This is a genomic window from Dokdonella sp. (assembly GCF_044227025.1).
Classification (GTDB): Bacteria; Pseudomonadota; Gammaproteobacteria; order Xanthomonadales; family Rhodanobacteraceae; genus Dokdonella_A.
Genome location: NZ_JBGAFX010000006.1, coordinates 142,637 through 167,078 on the forward strand (window position 1 = coordinate 142,637; position 24,442 = coordinate 167,078).

A 24,442-nucleotide genomic window follows, 5' to 3' on the forward strand; every position below is an offset into this window, starting at 1 on the left:
GCGCGCATGAGTACGACGGTCGCCACCCACCGCGAAGTCGCCAATCGCGGCCTGCTGGTCGTGTCGGTGATGCTTGCGACGCTGATGCAGGCGCTCGACACGACGATCGCGAACGTCGCGCTGCCGAACATGCAGGGCACGCTGTCGGCGACCCAGGACCAGGTCTCGTGGGTGCTGACGTCCTACATTGTCGCCGCCGCGATCGCGACCCCCGCAACCGGCTGGCTTGCCTCGGTGATGGGACGCCGACGCCTGCTGCTGATCGCGATCAGCGGCTTCACCGTTGCCTCGGTGTTGTGCGGCATGGCGACCAGCATCGGCGCGATGGTCGCGTTCCGCCTGTTGCAGGGCCTGTTCGGGGCGGCCCTGGTGCCGCTCTCGCAGTCGACCCTGCTCGACGTCTATCCGCGCGAGAAGCACGGCGCCGCGATGGCACTGTGGGGCATGGGCGTGATGATCGGCCCGATCCTCGGGCCGCCGCTCGGTGGCTGGCTGACCGAAGCCTACAGTTGGCATTGGGTGTTCCTGATCAATGTGCCGATTGGCGCGCTCGCGCTGTTTGGCGTCGCCGCCAGCCTGCCGACCGACGACACGCATCAGACGCGTTTCGACTGGCGTGGGTTCGCGTTCCTCGCGATCGGCATTGGCGCGCTGCAGCTGTTCCTCGATCGCGGCGAGCAACAGGACTGGTTCGGTTCGGTCGAGATCCGGATCGAGGCAGCGCTCGCGTTCCTCGGCTTCTATCTGTACGCGGTGCACTGGAAGTTCAGCCCAAGGCCGTTTCTTGATCTTGGCCTGTTCGCCGACCGCAACTTCCTTGCCAGCAACCTCTTCATCTTCGTGCTCGGCGTGGTGTTGTTCGCGACGATGGCGCTGCTGCCGCCGTTCCTGCAGGGCCTGATGAATTATCCGGTCGTCAGCACCGGCCTGCTGCTCGCACCGCGCGGCATCGGTACCCTCATCGCGATGATGATCGTTGGGCGGCTGCTCGCGCGCGGCGCCGACGCGCGCGTGCTCGCCGGCATCGGCATGCTGCTGACCGCGTTCTCGCTGTGGCAGATGATGCACTTCAATCTCGAGGTGCCGCAGCACTTGATCGTCACCAGCGGCATGATCCAGGGCCTCGGCCTCGGCCTCGTGTTCGTGCCGATCTCGACCGTCGCCTATTCGACCCTGCCGATGAGCGCGCGCACCGAAGCGGCCGGAATCTTCAGCCTGATGCGCAACATCGGCTCCAGCGTCGGCATTTCGGTCGTGATGACGCTGTTGTCGCGCAACACCCAGCTCAACCACGCCGAGATCGCGTCGCGGCTGACACCGTTCGGCGACAACGCGGCGCAGATCGCCGCGACGGTCGGCCATTCCGCCGGCGGCCTCGCCGCGTTGAATGGCGAGGTCACGCGCCAGGCGAGCGGCATCGCCTTCCTCAACGACTTCTGGCTGATGATGGTGATGACGCTCGCGGCGATCCCGCTGCTGCTGTTGCTGCGGCCGGTCAGGCATGCGATGGCGCCGGCGGTGGTGGCGGATCATTGATCGCGGGGCAGGCCGAGCGCACCGCGCGAGTCCCGCCGCATGTCGCGATGCCCACGATGGTCGCCGAGCCGGCAGCACCCGCGTTGCGCGTACCGCCCTGCGGAGCGGCCAAAGCGCGCCGGCCATCCGCTCGCGCTAGCATGGTGCGATGGTCACCGATGCCGATTCGCTGCCGCTGCCGCACCTCGATTGCGCTGTCGCGCGCCTGCGCCCTTGGCGGGCGGACGACCTCGACAGCCTGGTCGCGAACGCGAGCCACGCCGATGTCTCGCGCGGCTTGCGCGACCGCTTTCCGTATCCGTATACCGGCGAGGACGGTCGCGCCTGGCTCGCGCGTGCGGTCGATGAGTCCGATCGTGCGTGGGCGATCGAGGTCGAAGGCGTTGCGGTCGGTGGCGTGAGCCTGCATCCGGGCGCCGATGTTCATCGCCATTCGGCCGAACTCGGCTATTGGCTCGGCCGCCGCTATTGGGATCGCGGCCTGATGAGTGCGATCATCGGCGCGTTCGCACCGCGCGCGATGAGCGCGTTCCGCCTGCATCGCCTGTACGCGACCGTGTATGCGAACAATCCCGCGTCGATGCGCGTGCTGGAGAAGGCCGGCTTCGAGCGCGAGGGCGTGCAGAAGTCGGCGGTGGTCAAGCGCGGCGAGTTGCTCGACATCATCGTTTACGCGCGGACCCGCGAATGTCTCGATCCCGACGGTTCCGCCGCCACGGTTCTGCAACAATGACGTCGCCGCCGTGGTTGGTGGCGCGACAGCAACCAGCGAGGCGCGGCGACGATGAGCAAGGACAAGGACAAGCCCTCACCCTGGGCGCAGGCACGCCCGCGCTCCGATCGGCGCGACGGCGCGCGCCCCATGCCTGCGCGCGATGGTCGTTCCGGTCGCGACGACGAGCGCGCGCGCGCATACATCGAGGGCCGTGATGCAGCGTCACGTCCGCGACGGGCGCATCCGTCGCCGCGCACGCAGGCCGCCGAACCCGAGGCCGTGGCGGCGACGCCGAAAGTGCCGCGCGAGCAACGCCTGTACGGACTCAACGCCTGCCTCGCCGCGTTCGCGCGACGGCCCGAGGCGTTGCGCAAGGTGTATCTCACCGAGGCGCGCATCCCGGCGCTGAAGGCAGTGCTAGCGTGGTGCGTGAAGCAGCGCATCGGCTATCGCATCGTCGAAGCGGCCGACCTCGACAAGCTGACCGCGTCGCGCCATCACGAGGGCGTCTGCTTCGACCTGTTGCCGCCCACGCCACTGTCGCTGCACGCGCTGCTCGAGCGGCAACCGCGCGCACCGGCGCCGTCGCTGCTGCTGTGGCTGGATGGCGTCGGCAATCCGCACAATCTCGGCGCGTTGCTGCGCAGCGCCGCGCACTTCGGTGTCGGCGGGGTGATCGTGTCCGCGCAGGCGGGACTCGACGTGTCCGGGGCGGCCGCGCGCGTGGCCGAAGGCGCGGCGGAAGTCGTGCCGCTCGTGCAGGCGGACTCATCGGAGGCGCTCGCCGCCCTGCATGAACACGGCTACACGCTGGCGGCAACCGTGCCGCGCGACGGCACGCCGCTGTACGCGACGACGTTGCCGCCGCGGCTCGTGCTGGTGTTCGGCGCGGAAGGCGAGGGCATGAGCGGCCCGATGATCGACGCAGCCCGGCTGCGCCTGACGATTCCCGGCAGCGGCTTGATCGAAAGCCTCAATGTCGCCGCCAGCGTCGCGGTGCTGCTCGGCGAGTACTGGCGCAGCGTGAAGATGCGCGAATGCCCGGCGTGAACGAATTTCTCCCTCTCCCCGGCGGGGAGAGGGGACAGGCGCGTGTGGGAGCCGGGATCAATGTTTGCCGTCGTCCTGAGCGAACGCGCCGGGTGCGGAGCCGAAGTCGCCATTCGCCTGTGCCGCGAGCCAGGCGGTCACCGCATAGGCGGCGACGTTCTGTCGCAACTGAACCGCATCGATCTTGTCGAACGTGTCATTGGCCGTGTGATGCCAGTCGAAATAGCGCGTCGCGTCCTGGTGCAAGGACACACCGGCCATGCCGACGGCATGTACCGCGGACAGGTCCGAACCGCCATTGCCGGGTTCATCGGCGGCGTATTCGATGTCGAGTGGCTTCAGGACCTCGGCGATCTGCGCAATCGCGCCGCGTGCTTCAGATTTCACGCTTGCGCTGATTTTCCAGATCCGGTCGGCGCCGGCGTCGGATTCGCTGCCGAGCACGGCCTTGGCGATCTGCGCCTTGTGCGCTTGTGCATAGGCCTTGCCGCCGAACAGGCCCGATTCCTCGTTCGCGAACGCGACCACCCGGATGCTGCGCGCGGGCCGATGCGGCAACGCGGCGATCGCGTGCGCGGCGCCGACCGCTATGCCGATGCCGGCGGCGTCGTCGATCGCACCGGTGCCCGGGTCCCACGAGTCGAGATGGCCGCCCATCACGAAGTATTCGTCCGGTTTCCGCGAGCCACGCAGTTCGGCGATCACGTTCGCGCCGGTGTACTGGCCGTCGACGCCGCAATCGAGCGCGAGCCGGATCGTCAGCGGCTGGCCACTCTTGAGCATGCGTTCGATCTGGTCGGCATCCGGCGCCGACACGGCCGCCGCCGGAATCGGCGTCGCGCCGGTGAAATCGGTGACGCCGGTGTGCGGCAGGCGATTGCTGTCGGTGCCCGCCGAGCGCAGCAGGAACGCCGCTGCCCCCATGTGCGATGCGAGCGCCGGTCCTTTCGTACGCACGGTCGAGCCGATGCCGTAGTCGTGGCCGTCGCGGAACGGATGCATGCGTGCGCCGACGAACACGATCTTGCCGCGCACGCGCGCGGGATCGGCCGCCTTCAGCGCGTCGAACGAGTCGAAGCCGACGACTTCGGCTTCGAGTCCGCCGTTCGGCGTTGCCGCCGAGTAGCCGAGTGCGGTCAGCGCAATCGGTTGCGCGAACGGCGCGAGGACTTCGCCATGCTCGCTGCGGCGCACCCATTTCGGATAGATGACCGGTTCGGTCCAGACCTTGTCGAAGCCGAGCGCCTTGAACTTCGCGATCACCCACTCGCGCGCCTTGAGATCGTTGTCGCCGCCGGCCAGGCGTGCGCCGACTTCGGTGGTCAGGCCTTCTATGAACTGGTACGCGCTTTCATCCTGCAGGGCCGCGTCACGCAACTGGGTCGCGGTCGCGATATCCGCCGCGGCGATCGTGGTCGGTTGGTTCGCGGCAAACGCAGGCGAGGCACAAAGCAGGACAGCGGCGGCGAGCGAATGCAGGCGGGGCATGGGCGATCTCCGGTTTGCGGAAAACGCCGAGTATGCGCCGCGTGCAGCGGGGCGCATCGGGCCAAACGTCACGGAATCGACGGAGCCGCTGCGGGCGTCCTTGTCACTTCGTGAATGGCGCGGGCCACCGCCTCGATGGCGTTGGCCCGCGCCCGGATTCAGCCCTTCTTGAGCAGGTCGCGGATCTCGGTCAGCAGCACGACTTCCGCCGACGGCGGCGCAGGCGCGGCTTCTTCCTTCTTGATCATGCGGTTCATGAGCTTGACCACGAGGAAGATCGCGAGCGCGACGATCGCGAACTGGATGATCGTGTTGAGGAACGCGCCGTACTGCAACGCGACCTCGCCCTTGCCGTCCGGGCCTGCCGCCTGCAGCACCCATTTGTACGAGGAGAAATCGACGCCGCCGATGATCATGCCGATCGGCGGCATGATGACCTGGTCGACCAGCGAGGTGACGATCTTGCCGAATGCGGCACCGATCACCACGCCAACGGCGAGGTCCATGACGTTGCCGCGCATGGCGAAGGCCTTGAATTCCGAAAGCATGCCCATGAGCTCTCTCCAGCTTCAGTGGTTGGGGACTTCGTGCCGACTCGGCGGCGCCAAGCTACTCTAGCCGATCGGGCCGGCGCGTTTGGGCCCGGCGATGGTCCGCCGTCCGTTTGCCTCGTCGCGCGCAAAACGCCGCGGCTGTCGGGCTTTCGCGGGCTTGAGGTGGCGCGTTGTTGCAGGAATTCCCTGAATCTAGACGATACGAGCGTCCAGCTCGACGATGCCGTCCAGTCGTGCGTGAACGCGATCGTTGCGCTGCAGCATGGCCACGCCGGCGGGCGTGCCGGTGAAGATCAGGTCGCCGGGCGCAAGCGTCCACAGTCTCGACAGCTCGTGGATGATTGCCGCGACGTCGAAGATCATTTCCGAAATGTCGGCTTGCTGGCGCCGCTCGCCGTTGACGTCGAGGCTGAGGCGTCCGGTGCGCGGATGGCCGACGTCCTCGACCCGACGCAGCATGGAAACCGGAGCGGATGCATCGAAACCCTTCGCCGCATCCCACGGATGGCCCTTCGCCTTCGCCGCCGCCTGCAGGTCGCGGCGCGTGAGATCGAGCCCGACGCCATAGCCGAACACGCAATCGAGCGCATGTTCGCGCGCGATGTCGCGACCGCCGCGCGCGAGCGCGACGATCATCTCCACTTCGTGGTGCAGGTCCTGCGTCGCCGACGGATACGGCACGTCGGCGTCATCGGTCACGATCGCGTCGGCCGGCTTCATGAAGAACATCGGCTGCGAGCGCTCGACGGACGCGCCCATCTCCTTCGCGTGCTCGGCGTAGTTGCGGCCAATGCAGTAGATGCGGTGCACGGGGAAACGCGCGTCCGAGCCGGCGATCGGGATGGCGGGGATCTCGGCGGCGGTGATGGCGAAGGACATGGAAGATCCGGTCAGCGGGGCGCGCGCAGGATAACAGCCGCCTCAACGTCGACGCATCGGCTTGCCGGCGCGCAGTTCGCGTCGCCACACGAGCTTGAGGGCGGACCAGGTCGCGTCGATTGCGCAGACCTTGTTGTCGACGAGTCCGAGTGGCAGCGCGATCGCGCGCACCACGTCTTCGGTGATGTCGGTGACGATGCCGGAACTCTTCTTCGGCCACGACACCCACAGCACGCCGTCCGCGGGAAGGCGGGCGGCCAATGCCACGACGCTGCGCGCGAGGCGGGTGGCGTCGTCGGCAAACAGGTGGGCGAGATCGAAGCGGGCGCGGGCACCGACGAGCGCGATCGCGTCCGCATCGAGGCCGACCAGCGTCGCGTAGTCGTCGGGCGCGCCAGCGACGTGCACGCGCATGCCCGCGGCAAGTCCCAGTTTCCGCCAGACCGGTTTGCCGGAATAGCCGGCTTGTGATGGTGACATCTGTCATCCCGTTGACCTGACCACGGCGCCTTGCCGCGTCGTGGCATGACCGCGAGTCTATGGCAGACTTGAAAGCCTTGTGTGCGACATCAGGATCGGTGCAGTGGAAAAGTCGGATCTCTTGCAACAATTGCGCATCGACCGCAGCGAACCGGCGCCGCGCGTACGGGGCGGTGGCGCCTGGGTGGCCGGTGCGCTCGTCGCGCTGCTCGTGGCTGGCCTCGCGGGCGGCGGCTGGTGGTGGTTGCGTGGTGCGAAGGCGGTCGAGGTCGAGCTCGCGACCGCGCAGGCGCCGACCGCGGGTGGCAGCGGGCCGCTCGCGGTGTTGCAGGCGACCGGCTACGTGACCGCGCGTCGCCAGGCGACCGTGTCGGCGCAGATCACCGGCACCCTCACCGACGTGCTGATCGAGGAAGGCGAGCACGTCGACCAGGGGCAGGTGCTCGCGCATCTGGAGAACACCGCGCAGAAGGCGCAACTCGCGCAGGCAGAGGCGGGCTACAAGGCCGCGCAGGCGCAGCTCGCGCAGATCGCGGCGCAGCTCGCGCAGAGCCGGCGTGACGTCGCGCGCGCGGAGGAACTGGTTGGTCGCAAGCTGGTGTCGAAGCAGGCGGTCGAACTGGCGCGCACCCAGGTCGAGGCGCAGTCCGCGCAGCTGGAATCGCAGCGCCGCCAGGTCGAGGTCGCGCACGCCGGCGTCGCCGGCGCGCAGGTGCAACTCGACTACTGCACGGTGCGCGCGCCGTTCGCCGGCGTCATCATCGCCAAGGCGGCGCAGCCGGGCGAGATCGTATCGCCGCTGTCGGCCGGCGGCGGTTTCACCCGCACCGGCGTCGGCACCATCGTCGACATGGATTCGCTCGAAGTCGAAGTCGACGTCAACGAGTCCTACATCAACCGCGTCGTCGCGAAGCAGGGCACCGAGGCGATCCTCGATGCGTACCCGGACTGGAAGATTCCCGGCCATGTGATCGCGATCATCCCGACCGCGGATCGCGGCAAGGCGACGGTCAAGGTGCGCGTCGCGCTCGACCAGAAGGACGCGCGCATTGTGCCCGACATGGGCGTGCGCGTTTCCTTCCTCGAAGCCGCCAGCAAGGAAGCGCAAGCCGCGCCGGTGGTGCCGAAGGGTGCGCTCGTGCCGGCAGCGAGCATCGTGCAGCGCGACGGCAAGAGTGTCGTGTTCGCGTTCGAGGGCGATCGCGCGCGCCTGCGCAGCGTAACGCCCGGCCAGGCCTACGCGGACCTGCGCCTGGTCGAAGGCATCGTGGCCGGTACGCGCGTGGTGCGCGACCCGCCGGCGGAACTCGTCGACGGCGCGCGGATCGCGGCCAGGGCCGTGTCGAAATAGCAGCGTCTCGTTCGTCGAAAACACACTCCAGCACCTGAAAGGAAACAAAGCCATGAGCGCACTGGTCGAGATCCGCAACGTCAGCAAGGTCTACGCACGCGGCAAGCAGAAGGTCGAGGTGCTGCACAACATCGAGCTCGACATTGCCAAGGGCGATTTCCTCGCCCTGATGGGGCCGTCCGGCTCCGGCAAGACCACCCTCCTGAACCTGATCGGCGGGCTCGATTCACCGAGCGATGGCACCATCGCGGTCGGCGGAGAGAAGATCGATCGCCTCGGCGAGGGCGCGCTCGCGAAATGGCGCTCCGAGCACGTCGGCTTCATCTTCCAGTTCTACAACCTGCTGCCGATGCTGTCGGCGCAGAAGAACGTCGAGCTGCCGCTGCTGCTGACCAACCTGTCGGCGGCGCAGCGCAAGAGGAATGCGAGCATTGCCTTGCAACTGGTGGGTCTTGCCGACCGCGCCAGCCACAAGCCGACGGAACTCTCGGGCGGCCAGCAGCAGCGCGTCGCGATCGCGCGCGCGATCGTGTCGGACCCGGACCTGCTCGTCTGCGACGAACCGACCGGCGATCTCGACCGCCAGTCTGCCGAGGACGTGCTCGGCCTGCTGCAGACGCTCAATCGCCAGCACGGCAAGACCATCATCATGGTCACGCACGATCCGAAGGCGGCCGAGTACGCAAGCCACACGCTGCATCTGGACAAGGGCACGCTGGTCGAACAATCGCAGCACGCCTGACGGAGGCCACGATGAAATATCTCCATCTCATCTGGGCGGCGCTGTTCCGGCGCAAGACCCGCACGATCCTTACCCTGCTGTCGATCACGATGGCGTTCCTGCTGTTCGGCCTGCTCGATGCGGTGCGCGTCTCGTTCGCCGAGGCGGGCCAGTCCGCGAACGGCGCCGAGCGACTGCAGACCGGTGCGAAGCTGTCGTTCATCCAGCCGTTGCCGAAGAGCCTGCAGGCTCGCATCGCGCAGGTGCCCGGCGTGAAGGACGTCGCGCATGCGAACTGGTTCGGCGGCGCCTACCAGGATGCGCACAACCAGATCTTCACGTTCGCGGTCAGCGACAACTACCTCGACGTCTATCCCGAAGTCACGGTGGCGCCGGAAGAACGCAAGGCGTTCGACGCCACCGCCGACGGCGTGCTGGTCGGCGACATCCTGGTCAAGAAATACGGCTGGAAGGTCGGCGACCGCATCCCGCTGATGTCGCAGATCTTCCCGAACAAGGAAGGCAGCAAGAACTGGAGCTTCCAGATCGTCGGCACGATGAAGTCGAAGGACAACAAGGCGTTCCAGAGCCAGATGATCGTGATGCACTGGAAGACCTTCGACGAGACCACGCCGTACAACCGCGGCGCGGTCGGCTGGTACGTGAGCCGGGTCGCCGACGTCAACGAATCGGACCGCATCGCCAAGGCGATCGATGCGTTGTCGGTGAATTCCGACCACGAGACGAAGACGCAGACCGAGCAGGCGGCGACCAGGAACTGGATCAAGCAGATGGCCGACATCGGCCTGATCGTGACCTCGATCATGGGCGCGGTGTTCTTCACCCTCGTGCTGCTGACCGGCAACACGATGATGCAGGCGGTGCGCGAGCGCACGAGCGAACTCGCGGTGCTGAAAACGATCGGCTTCTCCAGTCCGAAGGTGCTCGCGCTGGTGCTGGCGGAATCGGTGCTCCTGCTGCTGCTTGGCGGGCTGGTCGGGCTTGGCCTGGTCAGCCTGATCAGCCTGGTCCTGCCCGCGATGAGTGGCGGCATGATCACGCGCACCCACGTCTACGCGAGCAGTTGGGCGATCGGCATCGCGCTCGCCGTTGCGATCGGACTCGTCATCGGTGCATTGCCCGCGCTGCGCGCGATGCGCCTGAACATCGTCGACGCGCTGGCCGGGCGCTGAGGAACCCATACCATGAAATTCCTGATCGGACTGCTCACCTTCGTCGTCGTCATCGCCGGCGTGATCGTGTTCCTCAACCTGCCGTGGCAGGGGCTGCTCGTACTGTTGCTCGTGCTCGGCCTGTGGATGGTGCTGACCCGTCGCGGCCAGCAGGCGGCGTCCGTCACCGGCATCGGCGTCAGCACCCTGCGCGATCGGCTTGGCTCGTCCGCGGTCATCGTGGTCGGCATCGCCGGCGTCGTCGCGGTGCTGGTCGCGATGCTCGCGATGGCGAACGGCTACAGCGAAACCTTGCGCCGCACCGGCGGCGAGGACACCGCGATCGTGCTGCGAGGTGCGTCCGCATCCGAGGTGTCGTCGGTGCTCGGTCATGACGCCACCGTCGTGATCGCGCAGGCACCCGGCATCGCGCGGGACGAGCAGGGCAAGCCGATCGCTTCGCCCGAACTCGTCGTCGCGGCGAACCTGCCGATGAAGGGCGGCAACCCGGAAGAGGATTTCGGCAGCGTGCAACTGCGCGGCATCGGCGAGATGGCGTGGAAGCTGCGCACGAACGCGAAGATCATCGCTGGGCGCAAGTTCACTCCGGGCCTGCGCGAGCTCGTCGCCGGCAGGGGCGCGCAGCGCCAGTTCGACGGCCTCGAGGTCGATCACGAAATCAAGCTCGGCAACCAGATGTGGAAGGTCGTCGGCATCTTCGAATCGAAGGACGCGATGGATTCGGAACTGTGGGGCGACGCCGACGTGGTCGGCCCGACCTACCGGCCGAACGGCGCGAACAGCTCGACCTCGGTGTTCGTGCGCCTGACCGGCGCCGACGCGTTCGACGCGTTCAAGGCTGCACTGACCTCGGACCCGCGCCTGCAGGTCGACGTCGACACGACCGTGGCGTATTTCAGCAAGCAGTCCGAAGGCATGTCGAAGGTGATCACCGCAATCGGAATCGTGGTCGGCGCGATCATGGCGATCGGCGCGGTGTTCGGCGCGCTCAACACGATGTTCGCCGCGGTCGCGGCACGCGCGCGCGAAATTGCCACGCTGCGTGCGATCGGTTTCCGCGGCCTGCCGGTGGTCGTCGCGATCATGCTCGAGACGATGCTGCTGGCGCTGATCGGCGGCGTGATCGGCGGCCTGATCGCATGGCTGGTGTTCAACGGCTACACCGCCTCGACACTTGCCGCGGGCAGCACCGGCCAGCTCACGTTCGAGTTCGCGGTGGCACCGAAGGTGTTGTGGACCGGCATCAAATGGGCGCTTGCGATCGGTTTCATCGGCGGCCTCTACCCCGCACTGCGCGCCGCGCGCATGCCGGTCACGAGTGCGCTGCGCGAGCTGTAGGGCGGCGGAGCAAGGTTTGCGGCACGACGAGCGGCTTGGTCGCTGCTACGGAAGCGAGGCGTACTGCCGCTCCGGCGGCAGCGGGCGAGCCGCCGGGGACTTCGCAGTCGCGCTCCCAAGCACCACCCGCAGCACGTCGCGCGCGGCATGCGGGCGGCCGAGCGATTGCGCGCGTGCTGCGAGCGCGGCGAAGCGTGCAGGGTCCGCGAGCAGGTTTTGCACGCGCCAGTCGAGCGCGATCGCGTCGATGGCTTTCACCGCGGCGCCTTGTTCGAGCAGGTAGTCGCAGTTGCGTTCCTCCTGGCCCGGGATCGGCGCGTGCACGATCATCGGTCGGCCGAGCGCGAGGCATTCGGAGGTCGTCAGTCCGCCCGGTTTGGTGATGACAAGGTCGCACGCACTCATCAGGCGTTCGACCCTGTCGGTGAAACCCTGCGCGATGAGCCGGCCCGGGTGCGCGCCGGCGAGTGCCCGCAACTTCTCCAGTGCTTTCGCGTTGCGGCCGGCGAGTGCGACGAGCTGGAAATCTCCCTTGATCGCGAGCAGGCGCGCGGCGACCTCGTCGAGGCCGCCGAGGCCGGCGCCGCCCCCCATCAGCAGGATCGCGCGGCGCGCCGGATCGATGCCGAACTCGGCCGTGCACTCAGCGCGGTCGTTCGCTTGCGCGAACGCGGGCATGATCGGGATTCCGGTGACATGGATGCGTGCGGGATCGAGTCCGCGCGCCTGCATGCGGAACGCGACCTCGTCGCTGGCGGCAAACCACCCGGCCATGTCGGGCACGACCCACATGCCATGCAGGTCGAAGTCGGTGACGACGACATGCACCGGGCAGCCGAGGCGGCCGCGGCTGCGCTCGCGCATCAGCAGCTCGGCCGGCAGGAAGTGCGTGCATACCACCGCGTCGGGTGCGAAGCGGGCGATCGCGCGGCGCAGGTCGCGCGTGTTGAGGCGCTCGATCGCACGGCGCAGGCGCGCGACCGGCGCGTTCGGCGGCGTGCGGTCCATGATCCGGTACAGCATCGACCAGGTGGTCGGCGAGTGCTCGACGAGCTTCAGGTAGAGGTCGGTGTAGAGCGCACGGAATGCCGGCGACACATGATCCATCACGTCGAGGTGCAGTGCCTCGACGCCGGTCTGGCCGTTGGCCGCGACGCGCAGCGCCTCGGCCGCGCGCACGTGCCCGGCGCCCGCCGAAACGCTGAGCAGCAGCAGGCGCCGCGGAGTGTTCACGCCCAGTCTCCGCGCAATTCGCGCACGCGTTGTTCCAGCACGGGCGCGCTGGCCGCGTCGGCGGCAACTGGAGCACCGACCGCGAGGCCGATGCGCGAACGGAAACGACGCGGCAGGCGCGAACGGCCGAGCGCCGTGTCGTGCCGGCTGAACACCGAACCCCACAGGCCACGCAACGCCAGCGGAATCACCGGTACCGGTCGGCGCGCGAGAATCTGTTCGACGCCGGGCCGGAACGTGTCGATCGAGCCGTCGCGGGTCAGCCCGCCCTCGGGGAAGATGCATACGAGCTCGCCGTCGGCGAGCGCGCGATCGACTTCGTCGAACGCGCGTTCGAGCAGGGCGGGATCTTCCTTGCGCCCGGCGATCGGAATCGCCTTCGCGGTGCGGAAGATGAACTTCAGCACCGGGATGCGGAAGATCTTGTAGTACATCACGAAGCGCACCGGGCGGCGCACGCAGCCGCCGATGATCAGCGCGTCCATGAAACTGACGTGGTTGCACACCAGCACGGCGGCCCCTTCGTCGGGAATCCGTTCGAGTCCTTCGACCTTGATCCGGTACAACGTGTTGACCAGGATCCACGACAGGAACCGCATCAGGAATTCCGGCACCAGCGTGTAGATGTAGATCGCGACGAGCGCGTTGAGCACCGCGGTCACGAGCAGGATCTGCGGAATGGACAGGCCGAGCGCCGACAGGCCGATGCCGAACGCCGCGGCGCCTACGATGAACAGCGCATTGACGATGTTGTTGCCGGCGATCACGCGCGACAGCTCGCTGCGATCGGCGCGGCTTTGCACGAGGGCGAACAACGGCACGATGTAGAAGCCGGCGAACAGCCCGACCAGCACGAAGTCGAGCGCGATGCGCCAGCCGCCCGGCGCGGCCAGGAACGCGAACGCGGACAGGTCGTGCAGGGTGGTCGCCGCGGGCCGCGCGAAGTACAGGTCGAGGCCGAACACGGTCAGGCCGATCGAGCCGAACGGCACCAGGCCAATCTCGACCTTGTGCCCCGACAGGCGCTCGCACAGCAGCGAACCCATGCCGACGCCGACCGAGAACAGTGCGAGCACGAAGATCTGCACCGACTCGGTGCCGCCAAGGAAGATCTTCGTGTAGTTCGGCAGCTGCATCGTGAACACGCCGCCGAAAAACCAGAACCATGAGATGCCGAGCACCGAATTGAACACGGTGCGGTTCTTCGTCACGAAGCCGAGTACGCGCCAGGTTTCGGTGAACGGATTCCAGTTGAAGCGCAGCTCCGGCGCGGTCGCCGGCGCGGGTGGAATCGAGCGCGAAGTGAGCCAGCCGAGCAGCGCGACCGCGATCACCAGCACCGAGGCCGGCAGCGGTCCGCTGCCCATCGCGACACCGCCGGCGATCATGCCGACCAGCACCGCGAGCGAGGTGCCCATCTCGACCAGGCCATTGCCCCCGACGAGTTCGGTGGGCTTCAGCGCCTGCGGCAGGATCGCGTACTTGATCGGGCCGAACACGGTCGAATGCAGGCCCATCAGGAACAGTACGCCGAGCAGCAACGGGATGCTCTTCAGGAAGAAGCCGATCGCCGCGAGCGCCATCGCCGCGATCTCGAACAGCTTGACCCAGCGGATGATGCGCGTCTTCTCGTACTTCTCCGCAAGCTGGCCGGCGCTGGCCGAGAACAGGAAAAACGGCAGGATGAACAGCGCCGGCGCGATGTTCGAATAGAAGCCGACCGCGTGCTCGTCCAGTCCCATGTGATAGCCGACCAGTACGACCAGCGCGTTGCGGAACGCGTTGTCGTTGAAGGCGCCGAGGGACTGGGTGGCGAAGAACGGGGCGAAGCGGCGGCTGCCGAGCAGGGAGAACTGGCTGTTGCCGGACATGGACAGACGCTCGCGATCGGGGTGCGGCGAATCTAGCAGAACGGCGCCGCCGCGCTGCCTGGGTTCCGCGACGAGGCTCGCTCGGCCGCGATCTGCCGGGGGAACTTCCGCACGCAGGCAGGGTCGCAGCGGAGCCGCGTGCGAGCCGCTAGACTTGCATGTTCCAGCATGCCGCCTCCCGGATTCCTGCCCATGAAACCCATCCGCCTATCGGCGTTCGCCCTCGCGTTGTTCTTCTCCGGCGTCGCCGCAGCCGCCGAGCCGACCCTGCAACCGGTGCCGGTGCCCGATCTGTCGAGGTTCCCGCAGGCCACCGCGGATGCGCTGCGCAAGGAGCGCGCGAGCTTCGACAACGTGAGCAAGAACGTGAGCGGCGACGCGCTGGTCGAGACCTATTCCCTGCTCGCCTCCGCCTATGCGCGCGCCGGCCTCTACAACGAGGCAGCGGTCGCGCTGGAGGATGCCGCGCGACTCGCACCCGACAACGGCATCTGGCCGTATGCGCAGGGCGTGGTCGCGCACTTGCAGAAGCGCGACGAGGATGCGCGCGCATTGTTCACCCGCGCGTTCTCGCTCAGCCCCGACTACCTGCCCGTGCGCGTCGCGCTGGTCAACCTGCGCGTCCAGGCCGGCGACCTTGTTGGCGCCCGCAACCTGCTGACGGAGTACACGCAGCGCCATCCCGGGGTCGCGGTGCCGTTCGTCCTGCTCGGCGAAATCGCGATGAAGGAAAAGCGCTACGCCGACGCGAGCGATGCGTTCGACACCGCACTCAAGCTGGATCCGAAGGCGACCAAGGTGTACGCGCAGCTGGCCGATGCGTATGAAGGCAGCGGCAATGCCAAGGCCGCTGCCGATGCGCGCGCGAAAGCCGGCAACGGCGTTCCGGCACTCGCCGATCCGGTCGGGCTGCGCTTCAGCGGCCCGGCGCCGGCGGCGAAGCCGGCGGAAAACACCGACCCGCTGATGCAGGCGGCCGCCGAGGCGAACATGGCGCTCGCAGCGCGCCAGTACGACAAGGCGCGCAGCCTGGCAGATCGTGCGCTCAAGCTGCGACCGAACGATCCGACCCTGCTGGCGTTGTACGCGCGCATCGAGGGCGCGGCCGGCAATCTCCCGCAAGCACGCGCGCGCGCCGATGCCGCGGTCGCGGCCGGCCCCGACAATGCGTTGGCCTTTGCCAACCTCGGCATCGTGCTGGAGATGGCCAATGATGACGTGGGCGCGCAGCGTGCCTACGACAAGGCGATCGCGCTCGATGCCGGCCTGGTCGAGCCGCACATCCGCCGCGGCAACTATCTGATGCGCGCCGGGCGCCTTGACGACGCCTCCGCCGCGTATCGCGAAGTGGTGAAGGGCGATCCCAAGGACACCGCCGGCTGGGTGCACCTGGTCGCGGCCGAGGTAGCCGCGGGACGCTGCGCTTCGGTACTGAAGGACATCAATTCCGCGCTGGCGAAGGATTCGAAAAACGGATTCCTGTTGCAGTTGTTCGTGCGCCTTACCAGCACCTGCCCCGGAGTCGGCGCCGGCGAACGCAAGATGGCGCTCGACTACGCCCAGGCGATGTACCAGCAGGTCGACGCGGCGCCGGTCGGCGAAGCCTATGCCCTCGCGCTCGCCGCGAACGGGCAGTGGGACAACGCCGTCAAGACGCAGCAGGCCGCGATGTTCGTGCTGCTGAAGAACAACAAGAGGGACGAGATCGGCGACTACCGCGAGTTCATGCAGGCGTTCCAGGCGCACAAGTTGCCGGATCGTCCGTGGCCGCCCGGGCATGTGCTGTTCCATCCGCAGCGCGCTGCGCCGGACCCGAAGCCGGTTGCTGCAGCGGCACGCAAGTAGACGTTCGGTCGTTCTTGGCGAGGCTCGCTTGATACTCCCGGCGTCCGGGGCGAGGCAAGTGTCAAATTCCCCGTTCACCCTGAGCGCAGGCCCGCAGGGCCGGAGTCGAAGGGCCGCATCTGAATCAAGCTTGGTGTTTCGACTCCGCGGAGCTTCGCTCCGCTGCGCTCAACACGAACGGATTCGAGTGGGCCATGTGCGAAGGTTCGCTTGAAAATCCCCGTTCACCCTGGGCGCAGGCCCGCAGGGCTTGAAATTCCCCGCTCACCCTCAGCGCAGGCCCGCACGGCCGGAGTCGAAGGGCCGCGTCTGAATCAAGTCAGGTGTTTCGACTCCGCGGAGCTTCGCTCCGCTGCGCTCAACACGAACGGATTCGAGGAGCTTCGTTCGAAACGAACGATTGGAGTTCAGGCGACGTCAGGGTTTGCGCAGGGCGCGATGGCCGATGTCGCGGCGCCAGAACGCGCCGTCGAAGCGGATCGCGCGTGCGCGCGTATAGGCGCGCGCGCGCGCGGCCTCGAGGTCCTCGCCGATTGCGCACACCGCGAGCACGCGTCCTCCGGCACTGACGACCTTGCCGGCGGCATCCAGTGCGGTGCCGGCGTGGAACACCTTGACGCCATCGCCGTCGCCGGCATCCAGTCCTTCGATGACGTCGCCGCTGCGCACCTTGCCCGGATATCCCGCGGCCGCAACAACGATGCCGAGTGCCGGGCGCGTGTCCCAGCTTGCGCTCGCGCGATCGAGGCGGCCGTCGAGCGCGTCCTCGACCAGATCGACCAGATCGGACTTCAGGCGCAGCATGATCGGCTGCGTTTCCGGATCGCCGAGGCGCGCGTTGAACTCGATCACCTTCGGCGCGCCGCCGGCGTCGATCATCAGTCCCGCATACAGGAAGCCGATGAACGGGGCGCCTTCGGCGGCCATGCTCGCGATGGTCGGATGGATGATCTCCTCGAGCACGCGCTGCTCGACCGCGGGTGTAACCACCGGTGCGGGCGAGTACGCGCCCATGCCGCCGGTGTTCGGCCCGAGATCGCCTTCGTCGCGGCGCTTGTGGTCCTGGCTGGTCGCGAGCGGCAACACGTTGCGTCCGTCGCTGAGCACGATGTAGCTCGCCTCCTCGCCTTCGAGGAATTCCTCGATCACGACGCGTGCGGAAGCGTCGCCGAACTCGCGCGCGCCGAGCATGTCGTGCAGGGCCTGTTCGGCATCGGACAGCGTCAGTGCGACCACCACGCCCTTGCCGGCAGCGAGTCCGTCGGCCTTGATCACGATCGGCGCGCCGTGCTTGCGTACGTAGGCGAGCGCGCGATCGACGTCGGTGAACACCGCGTAGCGTGCGGTGGGGATGTTGTGGCGGGCGAGGAAATCCTTGGCGAACGCCTTCGAGCTTTCCAGTTGCGCCGCGACGCGGCTCGCGCCGAAGCAGCGCAGGCCGGCGGCGCGGAAGCGGTCGCCGACGCCGGCGGCGAGCGCCGCCTCGGGACCGACCACCGACAAACCGACGCCTTCGGTGGTCGCCAGCGCGAGCAGGCCGTCGACGTCGGTGACCTGCACGTTCGCGTTGCGCATGCCGTGCTCGCGCGCGGTACCGGCATTGCCCGGTGCGACGATGACTTCGGACACGCGTGGTGACTGCTTGAGTTTCCATGCGAGCGCGTGTTCGCGACCGCCGGAACCGATGACGAGGATTTTCATGCGAGTACCTCAGCGCCCGGCCCTTGGTTCTTCATGGTGCGATCCTGCAGGAAAATGCCCCCTGAGTCAGGGGGCGATTCGCGCCGAAGGCGCGAATGGGGTGTGGAAGAGCACGGCCGGGGCCCGAAGTTCGCTCCGCGAACTTTGGGATTGATGCCGCGCCAGCGGCATCAATGACGGAAATGCCTCACGCCCGTGAACACCATCGCCATGCCATGCTCGTCCGCGGCAGCGATGACTTCGGCGTCGCGCATCGAACCGCCGGGCTGGATCACTGCGCGGATGCCGACTTCGGCGGCTGCATCGATGCCGTCGCGGAACGGGAAGAATGCGTCGGACGCCATCACGCTGCCGGCGACGTCGAGTTTCGCTTCGGCGGCCTTCAGCGCCGCAATCTTCGCGCTGACGACTCGACTCATCTGGCCGGCGCCGATGCCGATCGTGCGGCCGCCGCGCGCGTACACGATCGCGTTCGACTTGACGAACATCGCGACGTGCCAGGCGAACAGCAGGTCGTGCAACTCGGCCGCGTCGGGTCGGCGGCGCGACACGACCTTGAGGTCGGACAGCAGCAGGGTGTCGCGGTCCGCGTCCTGCACCAGCAGGCCGCCCGCGATGCGCTTGTAGTCGAAAACCTGTTCCGGTGCCTCGCCCCATTCGCCGACACTCAGCACGCGCACATTCGGCTTCGCGGCAATCGCAGCGAGCGCGGCCGGCTCGAACTCCGGCGCGACCACCACCTCGACGAACTGGCGCTCGATGATCTGCCTGGCGGTCGTCGCGTCGAGGCGATGGTTGAACGCGATGATACCGCCGAACGCGGAGGTCGGATCGCATGCGTAGGCGCGCTCGTAGGCCTCGCCGAGGTTCGCGCCGAGCGCGACACCGCACGGGTTCGCGTGCTTGACGATCACGCAGGCGGGGGTTTTCTGGAAAGCCTTGACGCATTCGAGCGCGGCATCGGCGTCGGCGATGTTGTTGTACGAAAGTTCCTTGCCGGCGAGCACGCGCGCGCCGGCGACAGTACCGGGCGGCAGGTTGCGCTCGACGTAGAGCGCGGCGTCCTGATGCGGGTTCTCGCCGTAGCGAAGGCTCTGCTTGCGCTCGAACGCGAGGCGCAGCGCGGGTGGAAACGCCTCCGGCTTTTCCGCATCGGTGCGCATGCCGAGCCAGTTCGCGATCAGGCCGTCGTAACGTGCCGTGTGCGCGTAGGCCGCGGCGGCGAGGCGGCGGCGCAGGGTGAGGCGGGTGCCGCCGTGCGCGAGGGACTCGAGCACTTCCGCATAGTCCGACGGATCGACCACGACCGCCACGTGTTCGTGGTTCTTGGCGGCCGCGCGCAGCATCGCCGGCCCGCCGATGTCTATGTTCTCGATCGCATCGCCCATGCTGCAGTCGGGCATGGCGGTGATCTGCTCGAACGGGTACAGGTTCACCACCAGCAGGTCGATCGGCGCGATGCCGTGCTCGGCCATGACCACGTCGTCGGTGCCGCGGCGTCCGAGCAGGCCGCCATGCACGGCCGGATGCAGGGTCTTGACCCGGCCATCCATGATTTCCGGGAAACCGGTCACGCTGCTGACGTCGGTGACCTGCAGGCCTGCTTCGCGCAGCGCTTTCGCCGTGCCACCGGTCGAGAGCAGCGCGACGCCGAGCGAATCGAGCCCGCGCGCGAGGTCGATCAGGCCGGACTTGTCGGAGACGCTGAGCAGGGCGCGGCGAACCGGCGCCAGGGTGGCATCGAACATGGGGTTCGTCCCGGGGCTAAGCCATCGATTATAGCGGCGGGACTGCCCGTGTGCCGGGTCCTTGCAAGAGCCGCCGCCGGACCCTGCGAGCGGGCCGGCTGGTCAGTCGGCGAGGCCGTATTGCTGCAGCTTCTTGCGCAGGGTCGCGCGGTTGATGCCAAGGGCCGCCGCGGCCCGGCTCTGGTTGCCGCCATACCAGGCCATCACTTCGCGCAGCAGGGGCGATTCGACTTCGCGCATGACCAGCGCATGCAGCCCCTCACCCGGCTCCGACTCGACGTCGGCCAGATAGCGGCGTACCGCGCGCACCACGCAGTCGCGCAGGGCCGGCTGCAACGAGGCTTCGTGCGCATCGGCACGCAGGGGAATGGCGGCATTCACAACGATCAGGCCCTTCTCGGCGAACGTTCTTCCATGGGGCCGACGAGCTATCGCGGGCGCGCGTCGGAGGACGATAGTAGCGCCGACTCCGAGCCTTGATAAGTCCCTCGTCGCACGAATTTTCATTCGCGCCACGCGTATCGCGACGAGATGCCTTGCGCCATCGGCACTTGCGTCATCTATCTCGGCATGTGCTGAGAAGGCCGACCTTGCCGCGGCCCGCGCAGCGTGAACGCGTCACTCGAACTTGAATTCGAAGGCGACCGCATTCCGGCCCGGGTCGGCGACCTCGAACACGAGCGAACTGCTCGCGCCCGGGGCGAGTCCGGCGCTGAGCGCGCGCGTGTCGCCGAGGTATTCGCGCGGCTGGAAGCGGCGCATCGCGATGCGCTTCTCGTCGAGGTCCGAGAGGGTGATCTCGACCGTCGGAAACGCCTGCACGAACGACGCGTCGTTGCGCAACGTGGCCGAGATGATGAGCGCACCCGGCACCGAAGGATGCGGACGGATGTCGCGCGACAGCAGTTGCAGGGTCGATGCGTCATGGCGCAGCGGCAGCTTGCAACCGAGCCTCTCGCACACCGGGGCCAACCATGCATGCGCACGCGCATCGTCGATCCAGCGCGCCTGTTCGGCCCAGGCGATCTCGCCGGCCAGGCCGAGCAGGAGCAGCGCGCAGCCGACCAGCCACGGCCAGTCGCTGCGCTGGCGAGCACGCCGGCGCCGCTTCGCGAACGCCGGCAACGACGATCGCTCGGCAGCGCGCGCGCGGTCGGTTGCCTCGGCGAACAGCGAAGCCTGTGCCGGGTTCGGCCGGAACACCGGCGACTCCAGCTGCGGCGGCGCATTGCGCGACGGATGCGCCTCGATCCGTTCGATCGGCTCGGGTGGCAGTTGGGGACTCAACGTGCGCAACGCATCGAATACCGCCGCGCAATGCCCGCAACGCACGCTGCCATGCGCCGCCGCGAGATCGGCGCCGTCGACCCTGTAGATCGTCAGGCATTCGGGGCACTGCGTGTACATTGGCGCATCATGCAACGGTATCGACCGATTCTAGCAGGATGTCGAGAAAGTGCTTTCCTGCAACGGCCTGCCAGCGTGCCTGCACTCTCGTCGCGCAGCGCGGCTGCGTCAGTCTTCGGCGGCGTCCATCGGCAATGACGGGATGCTGGCCCAAGTCAGCGTGCGCGGGTCGAAATCGGCGAGCAGGGTCGGTTTCACGATGCTGAAGTACGGCGAGACATCGAAGTCGCGTGGCACGTACAGGCGCGAATCGCGGATGTGCAGGATCTCGCGCACCTGTTCGCGCCCGGCTTCGCCCTTGCTGCGCGCGATCTCGATGTCGGGCAGCACCGGGTAGCGGATCGAGCCGAATGCGGCGGCGATCAGCGACGAGCAGATTGCGCTGGTCGGTTCGCCGCCGCCGAACGCGAGCAGGTGGCGGCGATAGCGTTCGGGAACCGGCGGTGGGCGCACGAGGAAGCGCGCGAGGTCGAACACGTTGCGCAGGTTGTACTGCTGGCCGAGTCGGCTGATCGCGTAGGAAAGCAGGCTGTCGATGTCGGCGTCGGAAACACCCACCGGTCGGCAGATGCGCGTGTGCATCTGCTCGTAGCGTGCGACCGGTACCGCGCGCACGCCTTCGTTAACATCGGCCTCGATCAGCAGCGGCGTGTCGTCGCCGCGCGTCGCCGACAGCGCATCCCCGATGTACAACGCCGCGTGCGACCAGGTCGACTGGGTGATGGTACGGATCGCGGCCGAGAAGCGGCTGGTGCCTTCGACGAGCAGCACGTCGCCCTTGCGCAAGGTCGCCGCGAGCAGGCCCGGACGGCTGGTCGCGACGTGCAGGCCCGGTCGTGGCCGGGCCAGGTAGCGCGCGAGCTGGTGGCCGAGCCATTGCAACGGACCCACGAGTACCTCCGCGTTGAATGCGATCGTGCCAGTCTAGCGCGCGGCCGATCCTGGCGAAGCCGCAAGGCCTGCTTCAGGCGCGGCGCCGGCCGGAGATGCGCACCCAGTCCTCGCGCGTCTCGACGACGAGCTCGTCGAACCATTCGGCGTAGCGAGCGAGCAGTTCATCGGCCTGGCCGATGAGGATGCCCGACAGTGCGAATGGCGCACCCGCCTTCGCGCACTCGGCGAAGCGCGGCGCGAGTTCGCCGAGCGGGCCGGCGAGGATGTTCGCGACGAACACGTCGGCCGGCGCGTGTGCAAACTCGTGCGGCAGGTACAGCGCGAGGTGGTCGGCGACGCTGTTGCGTTCGGCATTGTCGCGACTGGCGAGGATCGCCTGCGGATCATTGTCGATGCCGTCGACGTGCGCGGCACCGAGCTTGATCGCGGCGATCGCGAGCACGCCGGAGCCGCAGCCGTAGTCGATCACGTGCTTGCCGACGAGGTCGAGGCCGTCGAGCCATTCGAGGCAGAGCGCGGTGGTCGGATGCGTGCCGGTGCCGAATGCGAGGCCGGGATCGAGGCGCACGACGACCGTCTCTGCGTCGTCGCCGGGCGGCTCGATATTGGACGGATAGATCCACAGGCGCCGGCCGAAACGCATCGGCTTGAAATCGTCCATCCAGACGCGCGTCCAGTCCTGGTCTTCGACTTCGCGGAATCGCACCTGCGCCGGTTCGATCTCCGGCAACAGTTCAGCGAGTACGTGCAACAGGCCGGCGCGATCCGCATCGGCGTCGAACAATGCGGACAGTGCGATCTCGCCCCATAGCGGCGTTTCGCCGACGCCGGGTTCGAGGATCGCGCGCTCGTTCGGCGTGTCGGCATCGGCGTCGAGCAGGGTCACCGCGAGTGCGCCGGTCTCTTCCAGCGCGAGCTCGACGCGTTCCTGTTCGGTCGCACGGAGGGTCAGTGAGAGTTCGAGGAAAGGCATAGACAACGGCACTCGGTCAGCGCTTGAGCATGCTTGCGACGGTCGTGAACGCGAGCGCAGCGAGCAAGGCCCAGGCCGCGCCGCTTGGGAATCACCCGATCCCGATCGCCTTTTCCTTCGCCTCGGCCATGCGCTTCTCGAGGTAGTGGATGTTCTGCCCGCCGGCCTGGAAGCCGCCGTCGGCCATGATGCGCTGCTGCAGCGGCACGTTGGTCTTGATGCCTTCGACGACCATCTCCGACAGCGCGATGCGCATGCGCGCGATCGCGGTCGCGCGGTCGCGGCCGTGCACGATCAGCTTGCCGATCATCGAGTCGTAGTTCGGCGGGATCCTGTAGCCGTCGTAGACATGCGTGTCGACGCGAACGCCGGGGCCGCCGGGCGCTTCGAAGCGCTTCACCAGGCCCGGGCTCGGCATGAACGTGTCGGGGTCCTCGGCGTTGACGCGGCATTCGATCGCGTGGCCGTCGAGGACGATGTCTTCCTGGCGGATCGTGAGCTTCTCGCCCGCGGCGATCAGCAATTGCTCGCGCACGAGGTCGATGCCGGTGATGAGCTCGGTCACCGGGTGCTCGACCTGGATGCGCGTGTTCATCTCGATGAAGTAGAAGCGGCCGTTCTCGTACAGGAACTCGAACGTGCCGGCGCCGCGGTAGCCGATGCGCTTGCACGCCTCGACGCACGTGCGGCCGATGTCCGCGCGCTGCTCCGGCGTGATGCCCGGCGCGGGCGCTTCCTCGACCACCTTCTGGTGGCGGCGCTGCATCGAGCAGTCGCGCTCGCCGAGGTGGATCGCGTTGCCCTGGCCGTCGGCGAGCACCTGGATTTCGACGTGGCGCGGGTTCTCGAGGAACTTCTCCATGTAGACCTCGCCATTGCCGAACGCGGCCTTGGCTTCCGACTTGGTCATCTGGATGGCGTTGGACAGATGCGCTTCGGTGTGCACGACGCGCATGCCGCGTCCGCCGCCGCCGCCGGCTGCCTTGATGATGACCGGATAGCCGATCTCGCGCGCGACCTTCGTGTTCGCCGCGATGTCGTCGCCGAGCGGGCCGCCGGAGCCCGGCACGCACGGAACGCCGGCCGCCTTCATCGCGCGGATCGCCTCGACCTTGTCGCCCATGAGGCGGATCACGTCCGCGGTCGGGCCGATGAAGATGAAGCCGGACTTCTCCACGCGCTCGGCGAAGTCGGCGTTCTCGGACAGGAAGCCGTAACCCGGATGGATTGCCTGCGCGTCGGTGACTTCGGCCGCCGCGATGATGCGCGGCACGTTGAGGTAACTGTCGGCCGCCGCCGGCGGGCCGATGCATATCGACTCGTCCGCCATCCCGACGTGCTTGAGGTTGCGGTCGACGGTCGAGTGCACCGCGACCGTCTTGATGCCGAGCGTGTGGCAGGCGCGCAGCACGCGCAATGCGATTTCGCCGCGGTTGGCGATCACTACCTTGTCGAGCATGGTGTG

The 24,442-nt window shown here is 67.8% G+C and carries 21 protein-coding genes; 8 read left to right on the top strand and 13 right to left on the bottom strand.

Annotated features, from left to right (window positions below; translation table 11 throughout):
- The first annotated feature begins 6 nt into the window (after nucleotides 1-6).
- From ACILRJ_RS14900 to ACILRJ_RS14910, 3 genes are all read left to right on the top strand, one after another.
- Nucleotides 7-1,536 (top strand): DHA2 family efflux MFS transporter permease subunit, encoded by a 1,530-nt coding sequence (locus ACILRJ_RS14900; protein ID WP_395683993.1) that lies wholly within the window; start codon nucleotides 7-9, stop codon nucleotides 1,534-1,536.
- Between the two features lie 148 nt (nucleotides 1,537-1,684).
- Complete coding sequence (locus ACILRJ_RS14905; protein WP_395683994.1) at nucleotides 1,685-2,269, top strand: GNAT family N-acetyltransferase; 585 nt, start codon at nucleotides 1,685-1,687, stop codon at nucleotides 2,267-2,269.
- A 129-nt stretch (nucleotides 2,270-2,398) separates the two neighbouring features.
- Nucleotides 2,399-3,301 (top strand): TrmH family RNA methyltransferase, encoded by a 903-nt coding sequence (locus ACILRJ_RS14910; RefSeq protein WP_395684147.1) that lies wholly within the window; start codon nucleotides 2,399-2,401, stop codon nucleotides 3,299-3,301.
- Nucleotides 3,302-3,358: 57 nt separating this feature from the next.
- Here the strand turns inward: ACILRJ_RS14910 and ACILRJ_RS14915 are convergent, their stop codons facing one another.
- The 4 genes from ACILRJ_RS14915 to ACILRJ_RS14930 all read right to left on the bottom strand — a co-directional run bounded on the left by ACILRJ_RS14915 (nucleotide 3,359) and on the right by ACILRJ_RS14930 (nucleotide 6,702).
- A complete protein-coding gene (locus ACILRJ_RS14915; protein ID WP_395683995.1) occupies nucleotides 3,359-4,789 on the bottom strand; it encodes a M28 family peptidase in 1,431 nt (476 codons plus the stop codon).
- Between the two features lie 158 nt (nucleotides 4,790-4,947).
- Entirely contained in the window at nucleotides 4,948-5,343 is a 396-nt protein-coding gene (mscL, locus tag ACILRJ_RS14920; RefSeq protein WP_395683996.1) for a large-conductance mechanosensitive channel protein MscL, read from the bottom strand.
- A gap of 192 nt (nucleotides 5,344-5,535) precedes the next feature.
- Nucleotides 5,536-6,222, bottom strand: coding sequence for a fumarylacetoacetate hydrolase family protein (locus tag ACILRJ_RS14925; protein ID WP_395683997.1), 687 nt, complete (start codon nucleotides 6,220-6,222; stop codon nucleotides 5,536-5,538).
- Nucleotides 6,223-6,264: 42 nt separating this feature from the next.
- Complete coding sequence (locus ACILRJ_RS14930; RefSeq protein WP_395683998.1) at nucleotides 6,265-6,702, bottom strand: DUF3052 domain-containing protein; 438 nt, start codon at nucleotides 6,700-6,702, stop codon at nucleotides 6,265-6,267.
- Nucleotides 6,703-6,805: 103 nt separating this feature from the next.
- On the opposite strand from ACILRJ_RS14930, the gene ACILRJ_RS14935 reads away from it, so the two are divergent.
- From ACILRJ_RS14935 to ACILRJ_RS14950, 4 genes are read left to right on the top strand one after another with little or no spacing between them, the layout of a single operon-like run.
- Nucleotides 6,806-8,053, top strand: a complete 1,248-nt coding sequence (locus ACILRJ_RS14935) for an efflux RND transporter periplasmic adaptor subunit (RefSeq protein WP_395683999.1) — start codon at nucleotides 6,806-6,808, stop codon at nucleotides 8,051-8,053.
- A gap of 52 nt (nucleotides 8,054-8,105) precedes the next feature.
- Complete coding sequence (locus ACILRJ_RS14940) at nucleotides 8,106-8,795, top strand: ABC transporter ATP-binding protein (RefSeq protein WP_395684000.1); 690 nt, start codon at nucleotides 8,106-8,108, stop codon at nucleotides 8,793-8,795.
- 11 nt (nucleotides 8,796-8,806) lie between these two features.
- Nucleotides 8,807-9,967, top strand: coding sequence for an ABC transporter permease (locus tag ACILRJ_RS14945; protein WP_395684001.1), 1,161 nt, complete (start codon nucleotides 8,807-8,809; stop codon nucleotides 9,965-9,967).
- 12 nt (nucleotides 9,968-9,979) lie between these two features.
- On the top strand, nucleotides 9,980-11,305 hold the full coding sequence (locus ACILRJ_RS14950) for an ABC transporter permease (RefSeq protein WP_395684002.1): 1,326 nt from the start codon (nucleotides 9,980-9,982) through the stop codon (nucleotides 11,303-11,305).
- 45 nt (nucleotides 11,306-11,350) lie between these two features.
- Here ACILRJ_RS14950 and ACILRJ_RS14955 read toward each other — a convergent pair whose 3' ends face one another.
- A complete protein-coding gene (locus tag ACILRJ_RS14955; protein WP_395684003.1) occupies nucleotides 11,351-12,538 on the bottom strand; it encodes an MGDG synthase family glycosyltransferase in 1,188 nt (395 codons plus the stop codon).
- Nucleotides 12,535-14,409: an MFS transporter gene (locus tag ACILRJ_RS14960; protein ID WP_395684004.1), complete on the bottom strand. Its 1,875-nt coding sequence runs from the start codon at nucleotides 14,407-14,409 to the stop codon at nucleotides 12,535-12,537. Before ACILRJ_RS14960 ends, ACILRJ_RS14955 begins: the two co-directional genes overlap by 4 nt.
- A gap of 192 nt (nucleotides 14,410-14,601) precedes the next feature.
- Between ACILRJ_RS14960 and ACILRJ_RS14965 the strand changes: the two genes are divergently transcribed.
- The gene (locus ACILRJ_RS14965; protein WP_395684005.1) at nucleotides 14,602-16,254 is read left to right on the top strand and encodes a tetratricopeptide repeat protein; all 1,653 of its coding nucleotides are present in this window, start codon (nucleotides 14,602-14,604) and stop codon (nucleotides 16,252-16,254) included.
- Between the two features lie 417 nt (nucleotides 16,255-16,671).
- Here the strand turns inward: ACILRJ_RS14965 and purD are convergent, their stop codons facing one another.
- The 7 genes from purD to accC all read right to left on the bottom strand — a co-directional run bounded on the left by purD (nucleotide 16,672) and on the right by accC (nucleotide 24,436).
- A complete protein-coding gene (purD, locus tag ACILRJ_RS14970) occupies nucleotides 16,672-17,955 on the bottom strand; it encodes a phosphoribosylamine--glycine ligase (RefSeq protein WP_395684006.1) in 1,284 nt (427 codons plus the stop codon).
- A gap of 170 nt (nucleotides 17,956-18,125) precedes the next feature.
- The gene (gene purH / locus ACILRJ_RS14975; protein WP_395684007.1) at nucleotides 18,126-19,703 is read right to left on the bottom strand and encodes a bifunctional phosphoribosylaminoimidazolecarboxamide formyltransferase/IMP cyclohydrolase; all 1,578 of its coding nucleotides are present in this window, start codon (nucleotides 19,701-19,703) and stop codon (nucleotides 18,126-18,128) included.
- A gap of 102 nt (nucleotides 19,704-19,805) precedes the next feature.
- Nucleotides 19,806-20,084 carry a helix-turn-helix domain-containing protein gene (locus ACILRJ_RS14980; protein ID WP_395684008.1) on the bottom strand — a complete coding sequence of 93 codons (279 nt, stop codon included), beginning with the start codon at nucleotides 20,082-20,084 and terminating at the stop codon, nucleotides 19,806-19,808.
- A 237-nt stretch (nucleotides 20,085-20,321) separates the two neighbouring features.
- Entirely contained in the window at nucleotides 20,322-21,110 is a 789-nt protein-coding gene (locus tag ACILRJ_RS14985) for a DUF3426 domain-containing protein (protein WP_395684009.1), read from the bottom strand.
- Between the two features lie 108 nt (nucleotides 21,111-21,218).
- On the bottom strand, nucleotides 21,219-22,001 hold the full coding sequence (locus tag ACILRJ_RS14990; RefSeq protein WP_395684010.1) for a YiiX/YebB-like N1pC/P60 family cysteine hydrolase: 783 nt from the start codon (nucleotides 21,999-22,001) through the stop codon (nucleotides 21,219-21,221).
- A 73-nt stretch (nucleotides 22,002-22,074) separates the two neighbouring features.
- Entirely contained in the window at nucleotides 22,075-22,977 is a 903-nt protein-coding gene (gene prmA / locus ACILRJ_RS14995; protein WP_395684148.1) for a 50S ribosomal protein L11 methyltransferase, read from the bottom strand.
- A 91-nt stretch (nucleotides 22,978-23,068) separates the two neighbouring features.
- A complete protein-coding gene (gene accC / locus ACILRJ_RS15000; protein ID WP_395684011.1) occupies nucleotides 23,069-24,436 on the bottom strand; it encodes an acetyl-CoA carboxylase biotin carboxylase subunit in 1,368 nt (455 codons plus the stop codon).
- Nucleotides 24,437-24,442: the final 6 nt, after the last annotated feature.